At 71.8% G+C, this 17,882-nt stretch carries 15 protein-coding genes; 12 read left to right on the forward strand and 3 right to left on the reverse strand.

All coding sequences use genetic code 11. The features are described from left to right. From EDD34_RS08540 to EDD34_RS08590, 11 genes are all read left to right on the forward strand, one after another. Positions 1–762, forward strand: a complete 762-nt coding sequence (locus EDD34_RS08540; RefSeq protein WP_123814180.1) for a YebC/PmpR family DNA-binding transcriptional regulator — start codon at positions 1–3, stop codon at positions 760–762. Positions 763–856: 94 nt separating this feature from the next. Further along, positions 857–1,417 (forward strand): crossover junction endodeoxyribonuclease RuvC, encoded by a 561-nt coding sequence (gene ruvC, locus EDD34_RS08545; RefSeq protein ID WP_123814181.1) that lies wholly within the window; start codon positions 857–859, stop codon positions 1,415–1,417. Positions 1,418–1,587: 170 nt separating this feature from the next. Next, positions 1,588–2,226 carry a Holliday junction branch migration protein RuvA gene (gene ruvA / locus EDD34_RS08550; protein WP_123814182.1) on the forward strand — a complete coding sequence of 213 codons (639 nt, stop codon included), beginning with the start codon at positions 1,588–1,590 and terminating at the stop codon, positions 2,224–2,226. 67 nt (positions 2,227–2,293) lie between these two features. Beyond that, a complete protein-coding gene (ruvB, locus tag EDD34_RS08555) occupies positions 2,294–3,355 on the forward strand; it encodes a Holliday junction branch migration DNA helicase RuvB (RefSeq protein ID WP_246012650.1) in 1,062 nt (353 codons plus the stop codon). Between the two features lie 40 nt (positions 3,356–3,395). Then, positions 3,396–3,842, forward strand: coding sequence for a preprotein translocase subunit YajC (gene yajC / locus EDD34_RS08560; RefSeq protein ID WP_246012262.1), 447 nt, complete (start codon positions 3,396–3,398; stop codon positions 3,840–3,842). A 132-nt stretch (positions 3,843–3,974) separates the two neighbouring features. Beyond that, the gene (gene secD, locus EDD34_RS08565) at positions 3,975–5,906 is read left to right on the forward strand and encodes a protein translocase subunit SecD (protein WP_246012263.1); all 1,932 of its coding nucleotides are present in this window, start codon (positions 3,975–3,977) and stop codon (positions 5,904–5,906) included. Beyond that, positions 5,906–7,000 carry a protein translocase subunit SecF gene (gene secF / locus EDD34_RS08570; protein ID WP_123814184.1) on the forward strand — a complete coding sequence of 365 codons (1,095 nt, stop codon included), beginning with the start codon at positions 5,906–5,908 and terminating at the stop codon, positions 6,998–7,000. Before secD ends, secF begins: the two co-directional genes overlap by 1 nt. 87 nt (positions 7,001–7,087) lie before the next feature. Next, on the forward strand, positions 7,088–7,672 hold the full coding sequence (locus tag EDD34_RS08575) for an adenine phosphoribosyltransferase (protein ID WP_123814185.1): 585 nt from the start codon (positions 7,088–7,090) through the stop codon (positions 7,670–7,672). Positions 7,673–7,742: 70 nt separating this feature from the next. Beyond that, positions 7,743–10,073 (forward strand): RelA/SpoT family protein, encoded by a 2,331-nt coding sequence (locus EDD34_RS08580; protein ID WP_123814186.1) that lies wholly within the window; start codon positions 7,743–7,745, stop codon positions 10,071–10,073. Between the two features lie 64 nt (positions 10,074–10,137). Continuing rightward, the gene (locus EDD34_RS08585) at positions 10,138–11,307 is read left to right on the forward strand and encodes an ATP-dependent DNA ligase (RefSeq protein WP_123816423.1); all 1,170 of its coding nucleotides are present in this window, start codon (positions 10,138–10,140) and stop codon (positions 11,305–11,307) included. Between the two features lie 67 nt (positions 11,308–11,374). Further along, on the forward strand, positions 11,375–12,475 hold the full coding sequence (locus EDD34_RS08590) for a DNA polymerase domain-containing protein (protein ID WP_123814187.1): 1,101 nt from the start codon (positions 11,375–11,377) through the stop codon (positions 12,473–12,475). Positions 12,476–12,603: 128 nt separating this feature from the next. Here the strand turns inward: EDD34_RS08590 and EDD34_RS08595 are convergent, their stop codons facing one another. From EDD34_RS08595 to EDD34_RS08605, 3 genes are all read right to left on the reverse strand, one after another. Then, entirely contained in the window at positions 12,604–13,290 is a 687-nt protein-coding gene (locus EDD34_RS08595; protein WP_123814188.1) for a hypothetical protein, read from the reverse strand. A gap of 103 nt (positions 13,291–13,393) precedes the next feature. Then, positions 13,394–15,421 (reverse strand): DUF349 domain-containing protein, encoded by a 2,028-nt coding sequence (locus EDD34_RS08600; RefSeq protein ID WP_123814189.1) that lies wholly within the window; start codon positions 15,419–15,421, stop codon positions 13,394–13,396. Beyond that, the gene (locus EDD34_RS08605) at positions 15,418–16,188 is read right to left on the reverse strand and encodes a peptidylprolyl isomerase (protein WP_246012264.1); all 771 of its coding nucleotides are present in this window, start codon (positions 16,186–16,188) and stop codon (positions 15,418–15,420) included. Before EDD34_RS08605 ends, EDD34_RS08600 begins: the two co-directional genes overlap by 4 nt. Positions 16,189–16,426: 238 nt before the next feature. On the opposite strand from EDD34_RS08605, the gene hisS reads away from it, so the two are divergent. Then, positions 16,427–17,854, forward strand: a complete 1,428-nt coding sequence (hisS, locus tag EDD34_RS08610; protein ID WP_123814191.1) for a histidine--tRNA ligase — start codon at positions 16,427–16,429, stop codon at positions 17,852–17,854. Positions 17,855–17,882: the final 28 nt, after the last annotated feature.

Here is a 17,882-nt window from a genome sequence, read left to right on the forward strand (position 1 = left end):
ATGTCAGGTCACTCCAAGTGGGCCACGACCAAGCACAAGAAGGCGGCGATCGACGCCAAGCGTGGCAAGCTCTTCGCGAAGCTCATCAAGAACATCGAGGTGGCGGCGCGCACCGGTGGCGGTGACCCCGCGGGCAACCCGACGCTGTTCGACGCCATCCAGAAGGCGAAGAAGTCGTCCGTCCCGAACGACAACATCGATCGCGCGGTCAAGCGCGGCTCCGGCGAGGGCGCCGACGCCGTCGACTACCAGACGATCATGTACGAGGGTTACGGCAACAACGGCATCGCCGTGCTGGTCGAGTGCCTCACCGACAACAAGAACCGCGCCGCGGCCGAGGTCCGCACCGCGTTCAACCGCAACGGCGGCTCGCTCGCCGACCCGGGCTCGGTGTCGTACCTGTTCTCGCGCAAGGGTCTCGTCGTCGTGCCGAAGGCCGACGGCGTCGGCGAGGACGAGGTCATGATGGCCGCCCTCGACGCCGGTGCCGAGGAGGTCACGGATCTCGGTGAGGTCATCGAGGTCATGTCCGAGGCCACCGACCTGGTTCCCGTGCGCAAGGCCATCCAGGACGCCGGCATCGACTACGACTCCGCCGACGTCGTCTGGCACCCGTCGATGCAGGTCGAGGTCGACGTCGAGGGCGCGAAGAAGATCACCCGCCTCATCGACGCCCTCGAGGACAGCGACGACGTGCAGAACGTCTACGCGAACTTCGACGCGAGCGACGAGGTCATGGAGGCGCTCGACGCCGAGGAGTGACGGCTTCCCGATCGAGATGGACGTCAGGTCGCTGCCGTCCTGATCGGGCGGCGCGCATGTGCCGGACGGTCGTGCGCCTGTGAGATGGTGAGGCGTGCGCGTTCTCGGAGTCGATCCCGGCCTGACCAGGTGCGGCGTCGGCGTCGTCGACTCCCTGCCCGGCCGCCGGGCGCGGATGGCAGGCGTCGGCGTCATCCGGTCCGACGCCGGACTGACTGTGGACCTGCGGCTGCTGCGGATCGCCGACGGGCTGGAGGAGTGGCTCGACGCGCACCTGCCCGACGTCGTCGCCGTCGAGCGGGTCTTCGCCCAGCACAACGTCGCGTCCGTGACGGGTACGGCCCAGGCGGCGGGCCTCGCGATGGTCGCCGCCGCCCGGCGCGGGATCCCGGTGGCGCTCCACACCCCGAGCGAGGTCAAGGCCGCCGTGACCGGCTCCGGACGAGCCGACAAGGCGCAGGTCACCAAGATGGTCACCCGCATCCTGCGACTCGACGACCCACCGAAGCCCGCGGACGCCGCGGACGCGCTGGCGCTCGCGGTCTGCCATCTGTGGCGCCCGGCGGGCGCGCTGCACGGGGGAGAGCGGCACGAGCTGACCTCCGCCCAGCGTGCCTGGGCGGCCGCGGAGGCGGCGGCACGCCGCAAGGGCTGACGCGCGGCCGTTCCCGGCGCACGTGCCGGCCCGCCCGCGGGTGTGGATTCACCGGGGCCCTGCGCGTCGTCGTCGCCCGGCCCCGGCGGTCACGTTAGGATCGCACGGACGTTCGAGGGGAACGCCGGTCCCGGCGTGCCCGACCACCGCAGCCGCCGGAAGGAGCACCCGTGATCGCATCGCTGACGGGAACCGTGCAGCACGTGACACTGGACCGCGCCGTGGTCGACGTCGGTGGCGTCGGCTACCTGGTGCACGCCACCCCCGGCACGCTCGCGGGCCTGCGCGTGGGCGAGGAGGCGCGCGTCGCCACCAGCATGGTGGTCCGTGAGGACTCGATGACCCTGTACGGCTTCGCCGACGCCGACGAGCGCGACGTCTTCGAGATCGTCCAGACGGTCAGCGGTGTCGGGCCGCGCCTGGCGCTCGCGATGCTTGCCGTGTTCCCGCCCGAGGGGCTGCGCCGTGCCGTGTCCGCCGAGGACACCGCGGCGCTGACGCGGGTGCCGGGTATCGGCAGGAAGGGCGCGCAGCGCATCCTCCTGGAACTCGGTGACCGGCTCGGCCCGCCGACCGGCGCTGCCGGGCAGGCGGCCGAAGGCAACCCGGAGTCCGCGGGCGTGCCCGCGATCGACCCCGGGACCGGGCAGGTGGTCGAGGCGCTCACCGGCCTGGGCTGGCCCGCCAGGTCCGCGGAGGAGGCGGTGGCGAAGGTGCTCGCCGAGACGGGGGCGGACGCGGTCGCGCCGTCGGACGTGGCCACGACACTGCGGGCGGCGCTCCGCGTGCTCGGGGGCGCTCGTGGCTGAGGAGGTTCCGGTGGATCCGGCCCTCGGCGACGCGGCCCCGTTCGCCGGGGACAGCGGTGCCGGGCGGCTGGTCGGCACCACGTCCGACGACGTCGAGCGGGCGGCCGAGGCGGCGCTGCGGCCCAAGCGGCTGGAGGAGTTCGTGGGCCAGCCCGTGGTGCGCGAACAGCTCTCGCTCATGCTGCGGGCTGCCGTGGCACGGGGAAGCGCGCCGGACCACGTGCTGCTGTCGGGGCCGCCCGGGCTGGGCAAGACGACCCTGGCGATGATCATCGCGGCCGAGATCGGCTCCAACCTGCGCATCACCTCGGGTCCGGCGATCCAGCACGCCGGAGACCTGGCGGCCGTCCTCTCCTCGCTGGAGGAGGGCGAGGTGCTGTTCATCGACGAGATCCACCGCCTGGCCCGCCCTGCCGAGGAGCTCCTGTACTCCGCGATGGAGGACTTCCGCGTCGACATCATCGTCGGCAAGGGGCCCGGGGCGTCGGCCATCCCGCTGGCGTTGCCGCCGTTCACCGTCGTGGGCGCGACCACGCGATCCGGCCTGCTGCCCGCGCCGCTGCGTGACCGGTTCGGTTTCACCGGCCACATGGACTTCTACTCGGCGGAGGAACTCGAGCAGGTCATCCTCCGCTCGTCCAGCCTGCTCGGGACCGGCATCGGGCCCGACGCCGCCGCGGAGATCGCCGGGCGCTCGCGCGGCACGCCCCGCGTCGCGAACCGCCTCCTGCGCCGGGTGCGGGACTGGGCGCAGGTGCGCGGTGACGGCACGCTCGACCTGCATGCCGCGCAGTCCGCGCTGCGGGTGTACGAGGTCGACGCGATCGGGCTGGACCGGCTCGACCGGTCGGTGCTGACCGCGCTGTGCAGACGGTTCGGCGGCGGTCCCGTCGGTCTCACCACGCTCGCCGCGACGGTGGGCGAGGAGTCGGACACCGTCGAGACCGTCGCCGAGCCCTACCTGGTGCGTGAGGGCCTGATCGCCCGGACGCCGCGCGGCCGCGTCGCCACCCTCGCGGCCTGGGAGCACCTCGGGATCGCACCCCCGCAGGCCTCGGGAGTCGCGGCGCGCCAAGGCGGCGAGACCGTGTCCACCAGGGCGACGACGGACACACTCTTCGACGCATAGACTGGTCCGGCACCCTTACCCCGAACTTGACTGGACCATCGTGGACATCACCTTCCTCATTCTCATCATCGCGCTCGCGGCGATGCTCTTCTTCACCACGAGCCGTAGCCGCAAGCAGCAGCGTGCCGCCGCCGAGTTCCGCGAGGGCCTGCAGCCCGGGGTCGAGGTCATGACCCAGTCCGGCATGGTGGGCGTCGTCGTGGCCGTCGACACCGCCCGGCAGCTCGTCCGTATCGAGTCCTCGGACGGCCACGTGACGGACTGGGTCATGCCCGCCGTCAAGGAGGTCCCGGCGCAGTTCGCGACGCCCGTCCCGGATGACTCGGACGACACGGACGTGTCCGAGGTCACCGAGCAGGAAGGTTCGGGCAGTACCATCGGGCCCGACGTGATCGACGTCCCGGACGACATCTCCGGTCTGGACTCCGCCCAGCGCGAGTACCGGGACCAGCAGGCGCGCAAGGACGACGACACCGACGGCAAGTGACGACCGCGTCGCCGAGGGTGTGAGCCCGCGGCGGCGTCGAACCCGTGCCGCCCCGGCGGCGCGCAACCGAGAAGAGACGACAAGTTGGCGACTGACAACCGGCGCTCACGGCCGGTCCGGACGATCGTCCTGATGACGATCTTCATGATGCTCCTGCCCCTCGCAGTGCTCGTGGCCGGATCACAGCTCGACGCGCGCTCCGAAGAGAATCCCGACGGGGCGAGTTTCGCCCCGGCCCTCGCTCTCGACCTGCAGGGCGGCACCCAGATCGTGCTCCAGGCCGTCACGTCCGACGGTTCGCAGATCACGCCTGAGGCCATGGAAGAGGCCGTCGGCGTGATCCGTCAGCGGGTGGACGCGAACGGCGTCACCGAGGCGGACATCGCGGTCCAGGGTGACCGGCAGATCATCGTCGAGATCCCCGGCGAGGTGGACGACGAGACGATCGCGCTGATCTCCAAGGCGGCGCAGATGAAGTTCCGGCCGGTGCTGACCGTTGGTTCCCCGGTCGCGACCGCGGACCCCAGCGCCGAGGCGGAGGGAGAGTCCGGCGACGCGGCCGGCTCCGAGAACGCCGACGGCGAGGGTGAGAACGCCGAGGGCGAGAACGGTGAGAACACCGACGGCGGGAACGCGAACGGCGAGGACTCCGCCGCCGAGGAGGGCAACGCCGCCGCCTCGGACGAGGAACTCCTGAAGCAGATCGCGAAGGAGCAGGAAGAGCTCGACCCGGCCGACCCGAGCGACCTGGCTCAGATCACCCCCGCCGTCCAGGAACTCGCCGACCAGACCGACTGCACCGACCCGGCGAACCTCGAGGGCGGGGGCGGCGACGACCCGGACCTGCCCCTGGTCACCTGCGACCAGACCGGCGTCGCCAAGTACATCCTCGGGCCCGTCGAGGTCGCCGGCACCGAGCTGGACTCGGCGTCCTCCGGCCTCGGCGTCGGGGCGAACGGTGTGCAGACCAACGAGTGGGTCGTGAACCTGACGTTCAACGACGAGGGCAGCACGCTGTTCCGCGAGACCACCGAGCGCCTGCAGGGACTCGAGTCCCCGCGTAACCAGTTCGCCATCACGCTCGACGGTCTCGTGGTCTCGGCCCCCTCGCTGAGCCCGGGCGTCATCATCTCGAACGGCCAGGCCGAGATCTCGGGCACCTTCACCCGCGACTCCGCCGCGACCCTGGCGAACCAGCTCAGCTTCGGCTCGCTGCCGCTGACCTTCGAGGTCCAGTCGCAGAACCAGATCTCGGCGACGCTCGGTACCGAGCAGTTGCAGCGAGGCTTGTTCGCCGGGCTCATCGGTCTGCTGCTCGTGGTCGTGTACTCGCTGCTGCAGTACCGCACGCTCGGCCTCCTGACGGTCTCGTCCCTGGTCGTGGCCGGCGTCATGACCTACGTCGTGATCGCCCTCCTGTCGTGGGGGATGGGTTACCGCCTCTCGCTGCCCGGTGTGGCCGGCCTGATCGTCGCCATCGGTTTCACCGCGGACTCGTTCATCGTGTACTTCGAACGCATCAGGGACGAGCTGCGCGACGGGCGCTCCCTGCGCCTGGCGGTGCAGCGCGGCTGGATCCGGGCTCGGCGCACGATCTACGCCGCGAAGTCGGTGAGCCTGCTCTCGGCGATCATTCTGTACTTCATGACCGTGGGTGGTGTCCGCGGCTTCGCCTTCACACTCGGTCTGACCACGGTGATCGACATCCTCGTCGTCATCTGGTTCACGCACCCGATGATGGAGCTGCTCGCGAAGGTGCGGTTCTTCCGTGACGGGCACAAGTGGTCCGGCCTGTCGCCGGATCGGTTGCGCGTGTCGTCCGGCCCGCGCTACAAGGGCGCCGGCCGGGTCGAGTGGCAGCCCGGTTCCCCGCAGACGCCGTCGGACGGCGTCGAAGAGGCGCGGGAGGCCGCCGAGCGGACCCCCGCCTACGCGGGCGCACAGCCGCAGAGCGCCCCGAGCGGCGCCGGGACGGCGGAAGGCCGCAGGATGACGATCGCGGAGCGGCGCGCCGCGGAGCGCAAGGCCGCTTCTGAGGCCGCGAAGAACGAGGAGCAGCGCTGATGGCGTTCAACTTCGCCCAATGGGGCAACGACCTGTACACGGGCCAGAGGTCCTACCCGATCATGGAGAGGCGCCGGATCTGGTTCTCCGTCGTCGCGCTGTTCTCGATCGCGTCGATCGCGATCATCGCGCTGCAGGGGCTGAACCTCGGCATCGACTTCCGCGGCGGCTCCGAGTTCACCGTCTCCGGTGCGTCCACCAGCGACGAGGACGCCGCGGTCGACGCCGTGCACTCGGTGGCCCCCAACCAGGAGGTGCTGGTCTCCCAGGTGGGCGAGGGAGCGGTCCGCGTGCAGACCGCCGAGCTCACCGACGACTCCGAGCTCAACGCGGTCCGGGACGCGCTGGCCGAGGCCTACGGCGTGCCGGCGGCCGAGGTGACGTCCGGGTTCATCGGCCCCACCTGGGGTGAGAGCGTCTCCCAGAAGGCGCTGTACGGCACGCTCGTGTTCGTCGCCGCGGCAGCGGCCTTCATGGCGCTCTACTTCCGGGCGTGGCGGATGGCCCTCGCCGGGATCGTGGCGGTCCTCCTGGACCTGCTGGTGTCGGCCGGCGTGTATGCCGCGGTCGGCTGGGAGGTCACGCCGTCGACCATCATCGGCTTCCTGACGATCCTCGGCTTCTCGCTGTACGACAAGGTCGTGGTGTTCGACAAGGTGCGCGAGAACACCGCGACGGTGCTGGAGCAGACGCGCAGCACGTACGCGGAGCGGGCCAACCTCGCGGTGAACCAGACGTTCGTGCGCTCGATCAACACCTCCGTGGTGGCGCTCCTGCCGGTGGCGGGCATTCTCTTCGTCGGTGCGTTCCTGTTGGGAGCGGGCACGCTGAAGGACCTGTCGCTGTCGCTGTTCGTCGGCATCGCCGTCGGCGCCGCGTCGTCGATCTTCCTCGCCCCGCCGCTGGACGTCCTGTTCCGGCAGAGCGACGCGAAGATCAAGGAGCACACGGCCAAGGTGCTGGCCGCCCGCGAAGGGCTGGCGAGCGAAGGGGCGTCGGACGCCGCGCTGGCCGCTGCCGCGGCGGGCACGTCCCAGCTGATCCCCGGAAGCCACCAGGGCCAGCGGGCGCAGCCGCGTCGCAAGAGCCGCTGACCGCGTTCCCCTGCGCTCGACCCCCGACGGACTCGCGTCCGTCGGGGGTCGAGCCGTTCCGTGGCACGCCGGGTAGGCTCACCTCCCGTGACCGACGACATCGCTCTCTCCGCCCTCTCCGGTTTCACGCCGGAGCGTGCGGCGCGCGTGCGCTCCCTGATCCGAGACGTCCCCGACTACCCGGCCGAGGGCATCCTCTTCCGTGACATCACGCCGCTGCTGGCGGACCCGGCCGGGCTGGCCGACGTCGTCGACGGATTCGCGGCCGCGGTCGTGGGGCTCGGGGAGATCGACCTGGTGGCCGGTATGGAGGCCCGCGGGTTCCTGTTCGGGGCGCCGCTGGCCACGAAGCTCGGCGTCGGGTTCGTGCCCCTGCGCAAGGCGGGCAAGCTCCCGCCCCCGGTCGAGCGGGTCGAGTACGACCTGGAGTACGGTTCGGCGTCCATCGAGCTGCGGACGGGAACACTTCAGGAGGGTGCTCGTGTTCTTCTCGTAGACGATGTCCTGGCCACCGGCGGCACGGCCGCCGCCGCCGCGACACTCGTACGGCGCAGCGGCGGTGTGGTCGCCGGGCTGGCCTTTCTTCTCGAGCTCGCCGCGCTTCACGGCCGCGAGAGGCTCGACGGTCACGAGGTGACTACGCTCCTGCGAGTCGGGCCCGCGCAGGGGTGAGGTGAAGGCCCGGGTCAGGCCGCACGGCGGCTAGACTGAGCCATCTTGACGGCGCAAAGGAGGCATGCACATGGCCGAGAACGAAGCCTCGCCCGCGCCCGCCTCGACGCCGACCTCGGCGCCCGGGCTGCGTCACCGCCTGGCCCTGTTCGGTGGGCGTGCCGGCACCTCCACTCCCGCGGCCATCGAGCCGCTGCTGCAGGTGATCCGTAGCAACCACCCGCGCTCCGACCTGGCACTCGTCGAGCGCGCCTACGTCACGGCCGAGAAGGCGCACCGTGGGCAGATGCGCAAGAGCGGCGATCCCTACATCACGCACCCGGTGGCGGTCTCCACGATCCTGGCCGAGCTCGGCTTCGAGGGCACCACCATCGCGGCCGCGCTCCTGCACGACACCGTCGAGGACACCGACTACGCCCTCGACCAGCTCCGTTCCGATTTCGGTGACGACGTCGCGCTGCTCGTCGACGGCGTGACCAAGCTCGACAAGGTGAAGTACGGCGACGCCGCGCAGGCGGAGACCGTGCGCAAGATGGTCGTGGCGATGGCGAAGGACATCCGGGTCCTGGTCATCAAGCTGTCGGACCGCCTGCACAACGCACGTACCTGGAAGTACGTCCCGCCGCACAAGGCGGAGAAGAAGGCACGTGAGACCCTCGAGATCTATGCCCCCCTGGCGCACCGCCTCGGGATGAACACGATCAAGTGGGAGCTGGAGGACCTGTCCTTCCAGAACCTGTACCCCAAGGTCTACGACGAGATCGTGCACCTGGTCTCAGAGCGCGCCCCGGCCCGCGAGGAGTACCTGAGCGTGGTGAAGGGGCAGATCGAGTCGGATCTGCGCTCGGCGAAGATCAAGGCGTCGGTGATGGGCCGGCCGAAGCACTACTACTCGATCTACCAGAAGATGATCGTCCGCGGTCACGACTTCGCGGAGATCTACGACCTGGTGGGCACGCGCATCCTGGTGGACACGGTGCGCGACTGCTATGCGGCGCTCGGCGCCATGCACGCGCGATGGAATCCGGTTCCCGGCCGGTTCAAGGACTACATCGCGATGCCGAAGTTCAACATGTACCAGTCGCTGCACACGACGGTGATCGGCCCGGGCGGCAAGCCCGTGGAGATCCAGATCCGCACGCACGACATGCACCGCCGCGCGGAGTACGGCGTGGCCGCGCACTGGAAGTACAAGGACCGCAACGGCGGCGGCCAGCAGGTCAAGGAGGACACCCACGCCCAGGACATGGCGTGGCTGCGCCAGCTCGTGGACTGGCAGAAGGAGACGGCGGACCCGTCCGAGTTCCTCGACTCGCTGCGCTTCGAGATCGGCGGCGACGAGGTCTACGTCTTCACCCCCAAGGGCGACGTGATGCCGCTGCCGGCGGGTGCCACGCCCGTCGACTTCGCGTACGCGGTGCACACCGAGGTGGGGCACCGGACCATGGGCGCCCGCGTGAACGGCCGTCTGGTGCCGCTGGACTCCACGCTGGAGAACGGCGACGTCGTCGCGGTGCTCACGTCGAAGTCGGAGACGGCCGGGCCCAGCCACGACTGGCTGGCATTCGTGAAGTCCCCGCGTGCCCGGAACAAGATCCGCGCCTGGTTCACCAAGGAGCGGCGCGAGGAGGCGATCGAGACCGGCAAGGAGTCGATCGCGAAGGCGATGCGCAAGCAGGGCCTGCCGATCCAGCGGCTCATGACGCACGAGACACTCGTGGGCCTCGCGGACGAGATGCGCTACCCCGACGTGTCGGCCCTCTACGCCGCGGTGGGGGAGAGCCACGTGTCCGCCGCGCACGTCGTGGAGAAGCTGGTCAAGGCGCTGGGCGGGGACGAGGGGGCCACCGAGGACGTCGCCGAGGCGGCACGGCCGGGCGCGGGGAACCGTGCGCCGCGGCGCGTGCGTACGGGTGACCCCGGTGTGGTGCTGAAGGGCTCGGACAGCGCGGACGTGTGGGTCAAGCTCGCCAAGTGCTGCACCCCGGTGCCGGGTGACGAGATCGTCGGATTCGTGACCCGCGGCCAGGGCGTGAGCGTGCACCGAGCGGACTGCGTGAACCTGGAGGGGCTGCGCAAGCAGCCCGAGCGGCTGGTCGAGGTGGAGTGGACCGCCGGGGCGAACACGATGTTCCTGGTCCAGATCCAGGTGGAGGCGCTGGACAGGTCCCGGCTGCTGTCGGACGTGACGCGCGTCCTGTCCGACTACCACGTGAACATCCTCTCGGCGTTCGTCTCCACGTCCAGCGACCGCCTGGCCGTGTCCCGCTTCATCTTCGAGATGGCCGAGCCGGGCCACCTGACCCAGGTGCTGGCGGCGGTACGCAAGGTCGAGGGCGTCTTCGACGTCCATCGCATCACCGGCACCAAGCCCGTCGAACGCCCCCAGCTCCCGGTCTGACCCGCCGCGATCCTCGGCGGACGGTCGCGTCGTGCGCGATGCTGGGGCCATGTCCGTCGAGAACCTGAACCTGCCGGTACAGCCTCCGATCCGGCCCATGCTGGCCAAGAGCGCGGCGAAGGTGCCCGCTCAGCCGCAGCCGCCGTCGTACGTCTACGAGCCGAAGTGGGACGGCTTCCGCGCGATCGTCTATCGCGACGGGGACCGGGTGCACATCGGCTCCCGCACGGGCAAGCCGATGGAGCGGTACTTCCCGGACGTGGTCGCGGCGGTGCGCGACGCCCTGCCCGAGCGCTGCGTCGTGGACGGCGAGATCGTCATCGCGCAGGTGCCCGGCGGTGACGCCGGGGCCAGGTCCCACCTGAGCTTCGACCTGCTGTCGCAGCGGATCCATCCCGCGGCGTCGCGCGTGAGCATGCTCGCCGAGACGACTCCGGCGGCGCTGGTCGTGTTCGACGTCCTCGCCCTGGGCGACGACGACCTGCTCGACCGCCCGCTCGGCGACCGCCTGGAGGTCCTGGACGGCCTGGGCCTGGAGGGTCCGCTCGTGTTCGCCACGCCCCGTACCCTCGACGCCGCGGTCGCGAACGAGTGGTTCGAGGTGTTCGAGGGCGCGGGCCTCGACGGAGTGATGGCCAAGCCGCTGGACGGCACCTACCAGCCGAACAAGCGCGCCATGGCGAAGGTGAAGCACGCCCGCACCGCCGACGTCGTCCTCGCCGGATACCGCCTCCACAAGACCTCGACGCCCGAGCGACCGCTGCTCGGCTCCCTCCTCCTCGGCCTGTACGACGGCGATCGTGGCGAGCCGGGTGCGCCCCTGCAGTTCGTGGGGGTGGCCGCGTCGTTCTCGGAGGCGAGGCGGGCGGAACTCGTCGGCGAGCTGGCGGATCTCGTGGTCGTGCCGGGTACGCCGGAGGCGGACGAGCATCCCTGGAGCGGCTGGGCCGACCCGGCGAAGGCGACGCCGGCCGCGGAGGCCGGGGACAGGCTGCCCGGTGCGGTGTCGCGGTGGACCGGCGGCAAGGACCTGTCGTTCACGCCGCTGCGTCCCGAGCGGGTGCTGGAGGTGGGCTACGACCACATGGAGGGCACGCGGTTCCGTCACACCACGCAGTTCAAGCGCTGGCGGCCGGACCGGGAACCGGCGTCGTGCACCTACGACCAGCTCGCCGAACCGGTCGGTTTCGACCTGGCCGAACTGCTGCCCGGGGCTCCGGGCACCGCGCGCTGAGTCCTGGTTCGCGCGGCACGCGGGCCTTCGCGTCGTCGATGTCGGTCACCCGGCGTACGTTGGGCGCATGTCTCCAGCGAAGAAGGCTCAGGCGGTCGAGGTCGAGGTCGCCGGCCGTACCGTGCGGGTCTCGTCGCCCGACCGGGTCGTGTTCCCCGAGTCGGACGCCGGTTCCGCGCTGACCAAACTCGACGTCGTGCGGTACTTCACCGATGTCGCCGACGGCATCACGGGCGCGTTGCTGCACCGGCCCACCACCCTGGAGCGCTGGCCGAAGGGCTGGTTCCCCGACGCGGTGATGGCCACGCGGGCCGACGGCCACGGCGACGCGTTCTACCAGAAACGCATCCCCAAGGGCGCCCCGGACTGGGTCGAGACCGCGCGGATCGCGTTCCCGTCGGGCCGCACCGCGGACGAGATCTGTCCCACCGAGCCCGCCGTCGCCGTGTGGGCGGCACAGATCGGCACGCTCACGTTCCACCCGTGGCCGGTACGGCGCGGGCCGGGCGACGACGCCACCGAGCGTGTCGACCAGCTCCGCATCGATCTCGACCCGCAGCCCGGGACGGACTACGACGACGCCGCGGCGGTCGCCCCGCAGCTGCGTGAGCTCCTGGGGGAGCTCGGCATGACGGGGTATCCCAAGACGTCCGGCGGCCGCGGGCTGCACGTGTTCGTGCCTCTCGCACCGGAGTGGACCTTCACCCAGGCTCGCCGCGCCACGATCGCCGTCGGGCGCGAGCTGGAGCGGCGCCTCCCGGACCAGGTCACCACGAAGTGGTGGAAGGAGGAACGCGGTCAGAAGGTGTTCGTCGACTACAACCAGATGGCCCGCGACCGCACCATCGCCTCGGCCTGGTCGATCCGCGCCAACGCGCGCGCGACAGTCTCCATGCCGCTGCTCTGGGACGAGGTGGACCAGGTGCACCCCGACGACTTCGACGTGCGCACGGCCCCGGCGCGTCTCGCGGAGCGGGGAGACCTCTTCGCGCCGCTGCGTGCCGATCGTGATCCGGCGCTCGACTGCGACCTGCGCCCCGCGCTGGACCTCGCCGACCGGGACGAGGCGGAGGGGCTGGGCGACCTCCCGTACCCGCCGGAGTACCCGAAGCAACCGGGCGAACCCAAGCGCGTCCAGCCGAGCCGGGACAAGGACCGCGCGCGCTGAGAGCCGGAGCGAGGCGACACTTCCGTCAGACCCTGCGGCCATGTCACAGCCTGTTGGGCGAGGGCGAGGGCGAGGGTGAGGGCGAGGGCGAGGGCGAGGGCGGAGGCGAAGGCCGCACCGCCTTGCGGTCAGGCCCCGCCCCGGCGCGCCGCCGGCCCCGGAGCCGCCCCGTGCGATCGTGCCGCGGCGAGCGCGCGGCGAGCAGCCGGCCGGCCGACGACGCGGCGGCGCGCCTCCAGTGCGCGCTCCACGAGATGCAGGTCCACCGGGGCGAGATCGGCGTTCCCCGCCGCGAACGCGATCAGGACCGGCACGGCGTGCTCGAACGGGACGCGGCAGGCGATGTCCGCGGCCGTGCGCGCGGGCGTCGTGACGGGAACGCCGCCGAGCGTGATCGTGTCCCGCACCAGGCCCGGGGCGCAGCGCACGATCGTGCCCGCGGGGACGTCCGGACGGCGCACCCGGGCGTCGTGGGCCAGCTCCGGCGGGCCCACGTCGGCGGCCAGGCGAGGGGCGGGCATCCCGTCGCGCAGTCCCGTGTGCACCCACGCCGCCGCCGTACCCGCCAGCACGGCCCGCGCCGGGAAGACCCCGCCCGACGCCACGACCAGTGCCAGCGCCCGGTGCGCGGGGGTCACCCGCGTACCCGCCGGGACCGCCGTCGCACCAGCGGTGTCCAGGGGCGCATCACGCAGGGCCGTGAGCGCGCCGCGCCGTACCAGGTCCTGCCACGCCGCCGGGCCACCCACGCGCGCCGGGGTCACCACGGTCGGCACGGGTGCGGGTCGCGGGTCGAGGAGCTGGGCGAGTCGCACCGCTCCAGCCTAGGACGGTACGGCCCCGGCACCCGCTGTCCACAGGGTGCCGGGGCCGTGTCTCACGGTTGCGGGCCGGCCCGAGCCGGCGCGCGCGGACGGATCAGGCGGTGCTGTCCTCGGCGGCCCGGACGACCTGCTCCAACCAGGACCTCCGCGCGGCCAGCGACGACTCCAGCTCCGAGATCTTGCGGGCGTCGCCCTTGGCGCGGGCGGCCTCGAGGTCGGACTCCAGATCGGCGATCGCGGACTCGAGCTGCGCCGCCGCTCCCTCGGCCCGGGCCTTCGTCTCGGGGTTGCTGCGACGCCACTGGTCCTGCTCCGCGTCGCGGACCGCGTTCTCCACCGCGCGCATCCGGTTCTCGACCCGCTGGATGTCACGGCGCGGCACCTTGCCGGCCTCGTCCCAGCGGTCCTGGATGCCGCGCAGCGCCCGCTTGGCGGACGTGAGGTCCTTGATCGGGACCAGCTTCTCCGCCTCGACGAGCAGTTCCTCCTTCACCTTGAGGTTCTCCCCGTACTCGGCGTCGATCGCCGCGTTGGCGGCGTCCCTGGCCTGGAAGAACCTGTCCTGCGCCGCGCGGAACCGAGCCCACAGCGCGTCGTCGTCCTTGCGGGACGCCCGCCCCGCCGCCTTCCAGCGGGCCATGAGGTCGCGGTACGCCCCCGCCGTGTAGCCCCAGTCGGTGCTGTCCGACAGCGCCTCGGCCTCCGAGACCAGCAGTTCCTTGGCGGCCTTGGCCTCCTTGTTCCGCTGCTCCAGGTCCGCGAAGAAGTGCCGGCGCTCGCGGTCGAACGCGGTGCGGGCGTGGCTGAACCGCTTCCAGAGCGACTCCTCCGTGCCGCGGTCGATCCGCGGGCCGCCGCGCTGGGCCGCCTTCCAGCGGTCCAGGAGCGCGCGCAGTTCCTCCCCGGCGGGGCGCCACTGCATCTTGGCCGGATCCGTGCCGGCGATCTTCTCGGCAGCCTCGACGATGGCCTCACGCGCCTTGACGGCCTCCGCCTTCGCGGCGGCACGCTCGGTCTCCAGAGCGGCCCGGCGCTCGGCCGCACGGCCCTTCAGACCCTCCACCCGGGCACGCAGGCCCTCCAGGTCGCCGACGGCGGCCGGCTCGGCGGTCTCCTCCGCCAGCTTGGCGAGGGTCTGGTCGATCTCCTTGACCGACAGGTCCGCGCTGTCCAGACGCGTCTCGAACAGCGACACCTTGGCGACGAGATCGAGGTAGCGCCGCACGTAGAGGCTGAGCGCCTCGGACGTGCCGACTCCCGGGAACTGCCCGACGGCACGCTCACCGGACTTCTCGACCACGTAGACGGTGCCGTCCTCCGCGACACGACCGTGCTTCTCGGCCTCGGCGGTCGCGGCGGCGTCGTCGATCACCGGGACGACGGGTGCCGGCGCGGCGGGCGCGGACTGCGCGGCGGCCCCGGCGGGGCGTGCGGCCGGAGCGGCCTGGCCCGGGGCCCCGGGCTTCGGCGGGCGCGGCCTGGCCAGCGCCGCGGGCGACGGGATCGCCGACGGCTTCGGCACGTCGGGCTTCGGCGCGGGCTCGGCCGGCGTCTCCGCCGTGTCGCCTTCAGGCGTTTCCTTCGTTCCGGCGTTCTCCGGTTCGGTCGTCGCGCTCTCCGGCTCGGGCGGCTCGGCCGCGGTTTCCGGCTCGGTGGACGCCGTTCTCTCGGCGGACTCTGTCGTGGACTCGCCGCGCTGGGAACCGGACTCGGCCTGCTCGGTCGGTTCCGCCTCCTGCTGGGCCGGCTCGTCGGAGGCCGTGGCCTCGGGCGCCGCCGCGGGCGCCGGTGCCGCTGCGGGCTCGTCGGAAGTGGTGGCCTCGGGCTTCGGTTCGGGCTCCGGCGCTGCTGCGGGCTCCTCGGTGGCCGTGGCCCCGGGGTCCGGTTGCGTCGTGGGTTCGTCGGAGGCCGTGGCCGCCGGCTCGTCGGCCGTGCCGGCTTCGTCGGCTGCCGTTGTCGCGGGACCCGGTTCCGCCGTCGTTTCCGCCGCACCTGCCGCCTCGGGCGCCGGCTCCGAGGTCGAGATCTCCTCGGCCGCGGGTGTCTCGGGAGTTTCGGCCACGGGCTCGGTGGCGGACACGTCCTCGACGGGTCCGCTTCCCTGCTCGGTGCTCTCGCTCACTGGGTCTCAACTCCTTCGATGGTGACGGGGCCGGCGGGTTCGCCGTCCGTGGCCTGACCGGCCACGCCCTCGTCCGCGACTGCCTGGACGACGTCCAGGCCGGATGTGATCTCTCCGAAGACCGTATATCCGTCCTCCGACGGGATCTCGGAATCCTCGTACACGAGGAAGAACTGGGAGCCCATGGAGTCAGGGCTTCCGGCACGGGCCATCGCGACGGTTCCGGCCGGGTAGAGGCCGTTCTCCGGTGCGTTCTCCACCGGCCCGAACTCGTAGCCCGGGCCGCCCATGCCGGTGAAGGTCGGATCGCCGCACTGCAGCACGAAGATCCCGGCGGTGGTGAGCCGGTGACAGCCGGTGCCGTCGAAGTAGCCGTCCTCGGCGAGCGTGACGAAGCTCGCCACGGCCTGGGGCGCCGCCGCGCCGTCCAGCTCGAGCGTGATGTCCTGGGCGGCACCGGTGGCGCACGCGTGCAGCGTGACGGTCCAGGAGCGGTTCTCGGCGACCTCGGGGCCGGGCAGCTCGTGGCCCTCGCGGGCGTCGGTGGTGCCGGGCTCGCACTGCTCGCCCTCGGTGGCCGCCTCGCCCGGGCTCGTGCTCACCAGCGCGGCGACCACGAAGGTGGCCACCAGGGCGAGCGCCGCCAGGCCCGCGACCAGGGCCGTGAGGCGCCGCCGGCGTGCCCTCCGGGCGGCCTGGCGCTGCTCCTGCCTCACCTGCTGCTTCCTGGCCTGCTGGGCGCGTTGACGCTGCTTGCTGGTCGACACCGTCGCCGGGCTCCTCTCCGCTCGCTGCTCGTCCGGGGCACGGGTTCCGCGGCGGACAGGCCGCCGTGGGACCGTAGGCCGTTGCAGTCCGTGCGGGGACAGTGTAGGCATCGCAGGCCAGGACATTCTGCCTGGGCCGCGCCGGACACGGGTGAACTGCGCCTGTCCGCCCGGTGACCGGCGCTGCCTTGTGGAAAACCCGGGCCCGGTGTCCGGCAGCCGTGGCAGGATCTGACGCATGGCCCGTATCGCACCTCTCTCCGGATTCCCCGAATGGCTCCCGCAAGGCCGCATCGTCGAGCAGCACGTGCTCGACGTGCTGCGTCGCACCTTCGAGCTGCACGGGTTCGCCGGGATCGAGACCCGGGCAGTCGAACCGCTCGACCAGTTGCTGCGCAAGGGGGAGACCTCCAAGGAGGTCTACGTGCTCTCACGTCTCCAGGAACTCGACGAGGCGGAACAGAAGGAACGGGGCGACAAACAGCTCGGCCTCCACTTCGATCTCACCGTGCCGTTCGCGCGATACGTGCTGGAGAACGCCGGCAGGCTCACCTTCCCGTTCAAGCGGTACCAGATCCAGCGGGTGTGGCGCGGCGAACGCCCTCAGGACGGCAGGTTCCGCGAGTTCACGCAGGCCGACATCGACGTCGTCGGCGCCGGGGAACTCCCGTATCACTACGAGGTCGAGGTCCCTCTCGTCATGGCCGAGGCGTTCGGCGCCCTGCGCGAGATCGGTCTGCCGCCGGTACGCATCCTCGTCAACAACCGCAAGGTCGCCGAGGGGTTCTACCGCGGCATCGGCCTGTCCGACGTCGAGGGCGTGCTGCGGCAGATCGACAAGCTCGACAAGATCGGCCCCGAGCAGGTCGCCGCGCTCCTCGTCGACGAGTGCGGCGCGAGTGAGGACCAGGCCAAGGCGTGCCTGGCGCTCGCGGGGATCAGCGGGTCCGACGCGTCCGTGATCGCGGACGTGCGCATGCTCGCCGAGTCCTACGGCGCGGTGACGGAACTCCTGACCACCGGGCTCGCCGAGCTGGAGACGCTCGTCGTGGCCGCGGGCCGGAGAGCGCCCGGCGTCGTCGTGGCGGACCTGAAGATCGCCCGGGGCCTGGACTACTACACCGGCTCCGTCTACGAGACGGTGCTGGTGGGGCACGAGCAGCTCGGGTCGGTGTGCTCCGGCGGCCGGTACGACACGCTGGCGTCGGACGGGAAGAACACCTACCCGGGAGTCGGCCTGTCGATCGGCGTCAGCAGGCTGGTGTCCCGGTTGCTGTCCGGGGAGCTCGTCACCGCGACCCGCAGCGTGCCGACGGCGGTGCTCGTCGCCGTCACGGCGGAGGAGACGCGGCCGCTGTCCGACGCCGTCGCCGGTGTGCTGCGCGAGCGTGGCATCCCGTGCGAGGTGGCCCCTGCGGCCGCGAAGTTCGGCAAGCAGATCAAGTACGCGGACCGCCGTGGTATCCCGTTCGTCTGGTTCCCGGGCGAGCCCGGGCAGGGAGCGGACGACGCCGGCGGGGTGCCTGCCGCCACCGGGGCCGGCCTCGCGGGCTCGGTCAAGGACATCCGCTCAGGCGATCAGGTCGACGCCGACGCGAAGACGTGGCAGCCCCCGGCTGAGGACCTGCACCCGCGTGTGGTGCCCGGGGGCGGGTCAGGGAAGTAGAGGAGCCCTCCGCGGACGAGCAAATACC

Source organism: Myceligenerans xiligouense, from assembly GCF_003814695.1.
GTDB lineage: Bacteria > Actinomycetota > Actinomycetes > Actinomycetales > Cellulomonadaceae > Myceligenerans > Myceligenerans xiligouense.

Excerpts from the sequence above, each read along its gene's own strand:
- hisS (WP_123814191.1), top strand. The coding sequence starts at position 16,427 with ATGGCCCGTATCGCACCTCTCTCCGGATTCCCCGAATGGCTCCCGCAA.
- secD (WP_246012263.1), top strand. The coding sequence starts at position 3,975 with ATGACGATCTTCATGATGCTCCTGCCCCTCGCAGTGCTCGTGGCCGGA.
- EDD34_RS08590 (WP_123814187.1), top strand. The coding sequence starts at position 11,375 with ATGTCTCCAGCGAAGAAGGCTCAGGCGGTCGAGGTCGAGGTCGCCGGC.
- secF (WP_123814184.1), top strand. The coding sequence starts at position 5,906 with ATGGCGTTCAACTTCGCCCAATGGGGCAACGACCTGTACACGGGCCAG.
- EDD34_RS08540 (WP_123814180.1), top strand. The coding sequence starts at position 1 with ATGTCAGGTCACTCCAAGTGGGCCACGACCAAGCACAAGAAGGCGGCG.
- EDD34_RS08580 (WP_123814186.1), top strand. The coding sequence starts at position 7,743 with ATGGCCGAGAACGAAGCCTCGCCCGCGCCCGCCTCGACGCCGACCTCG.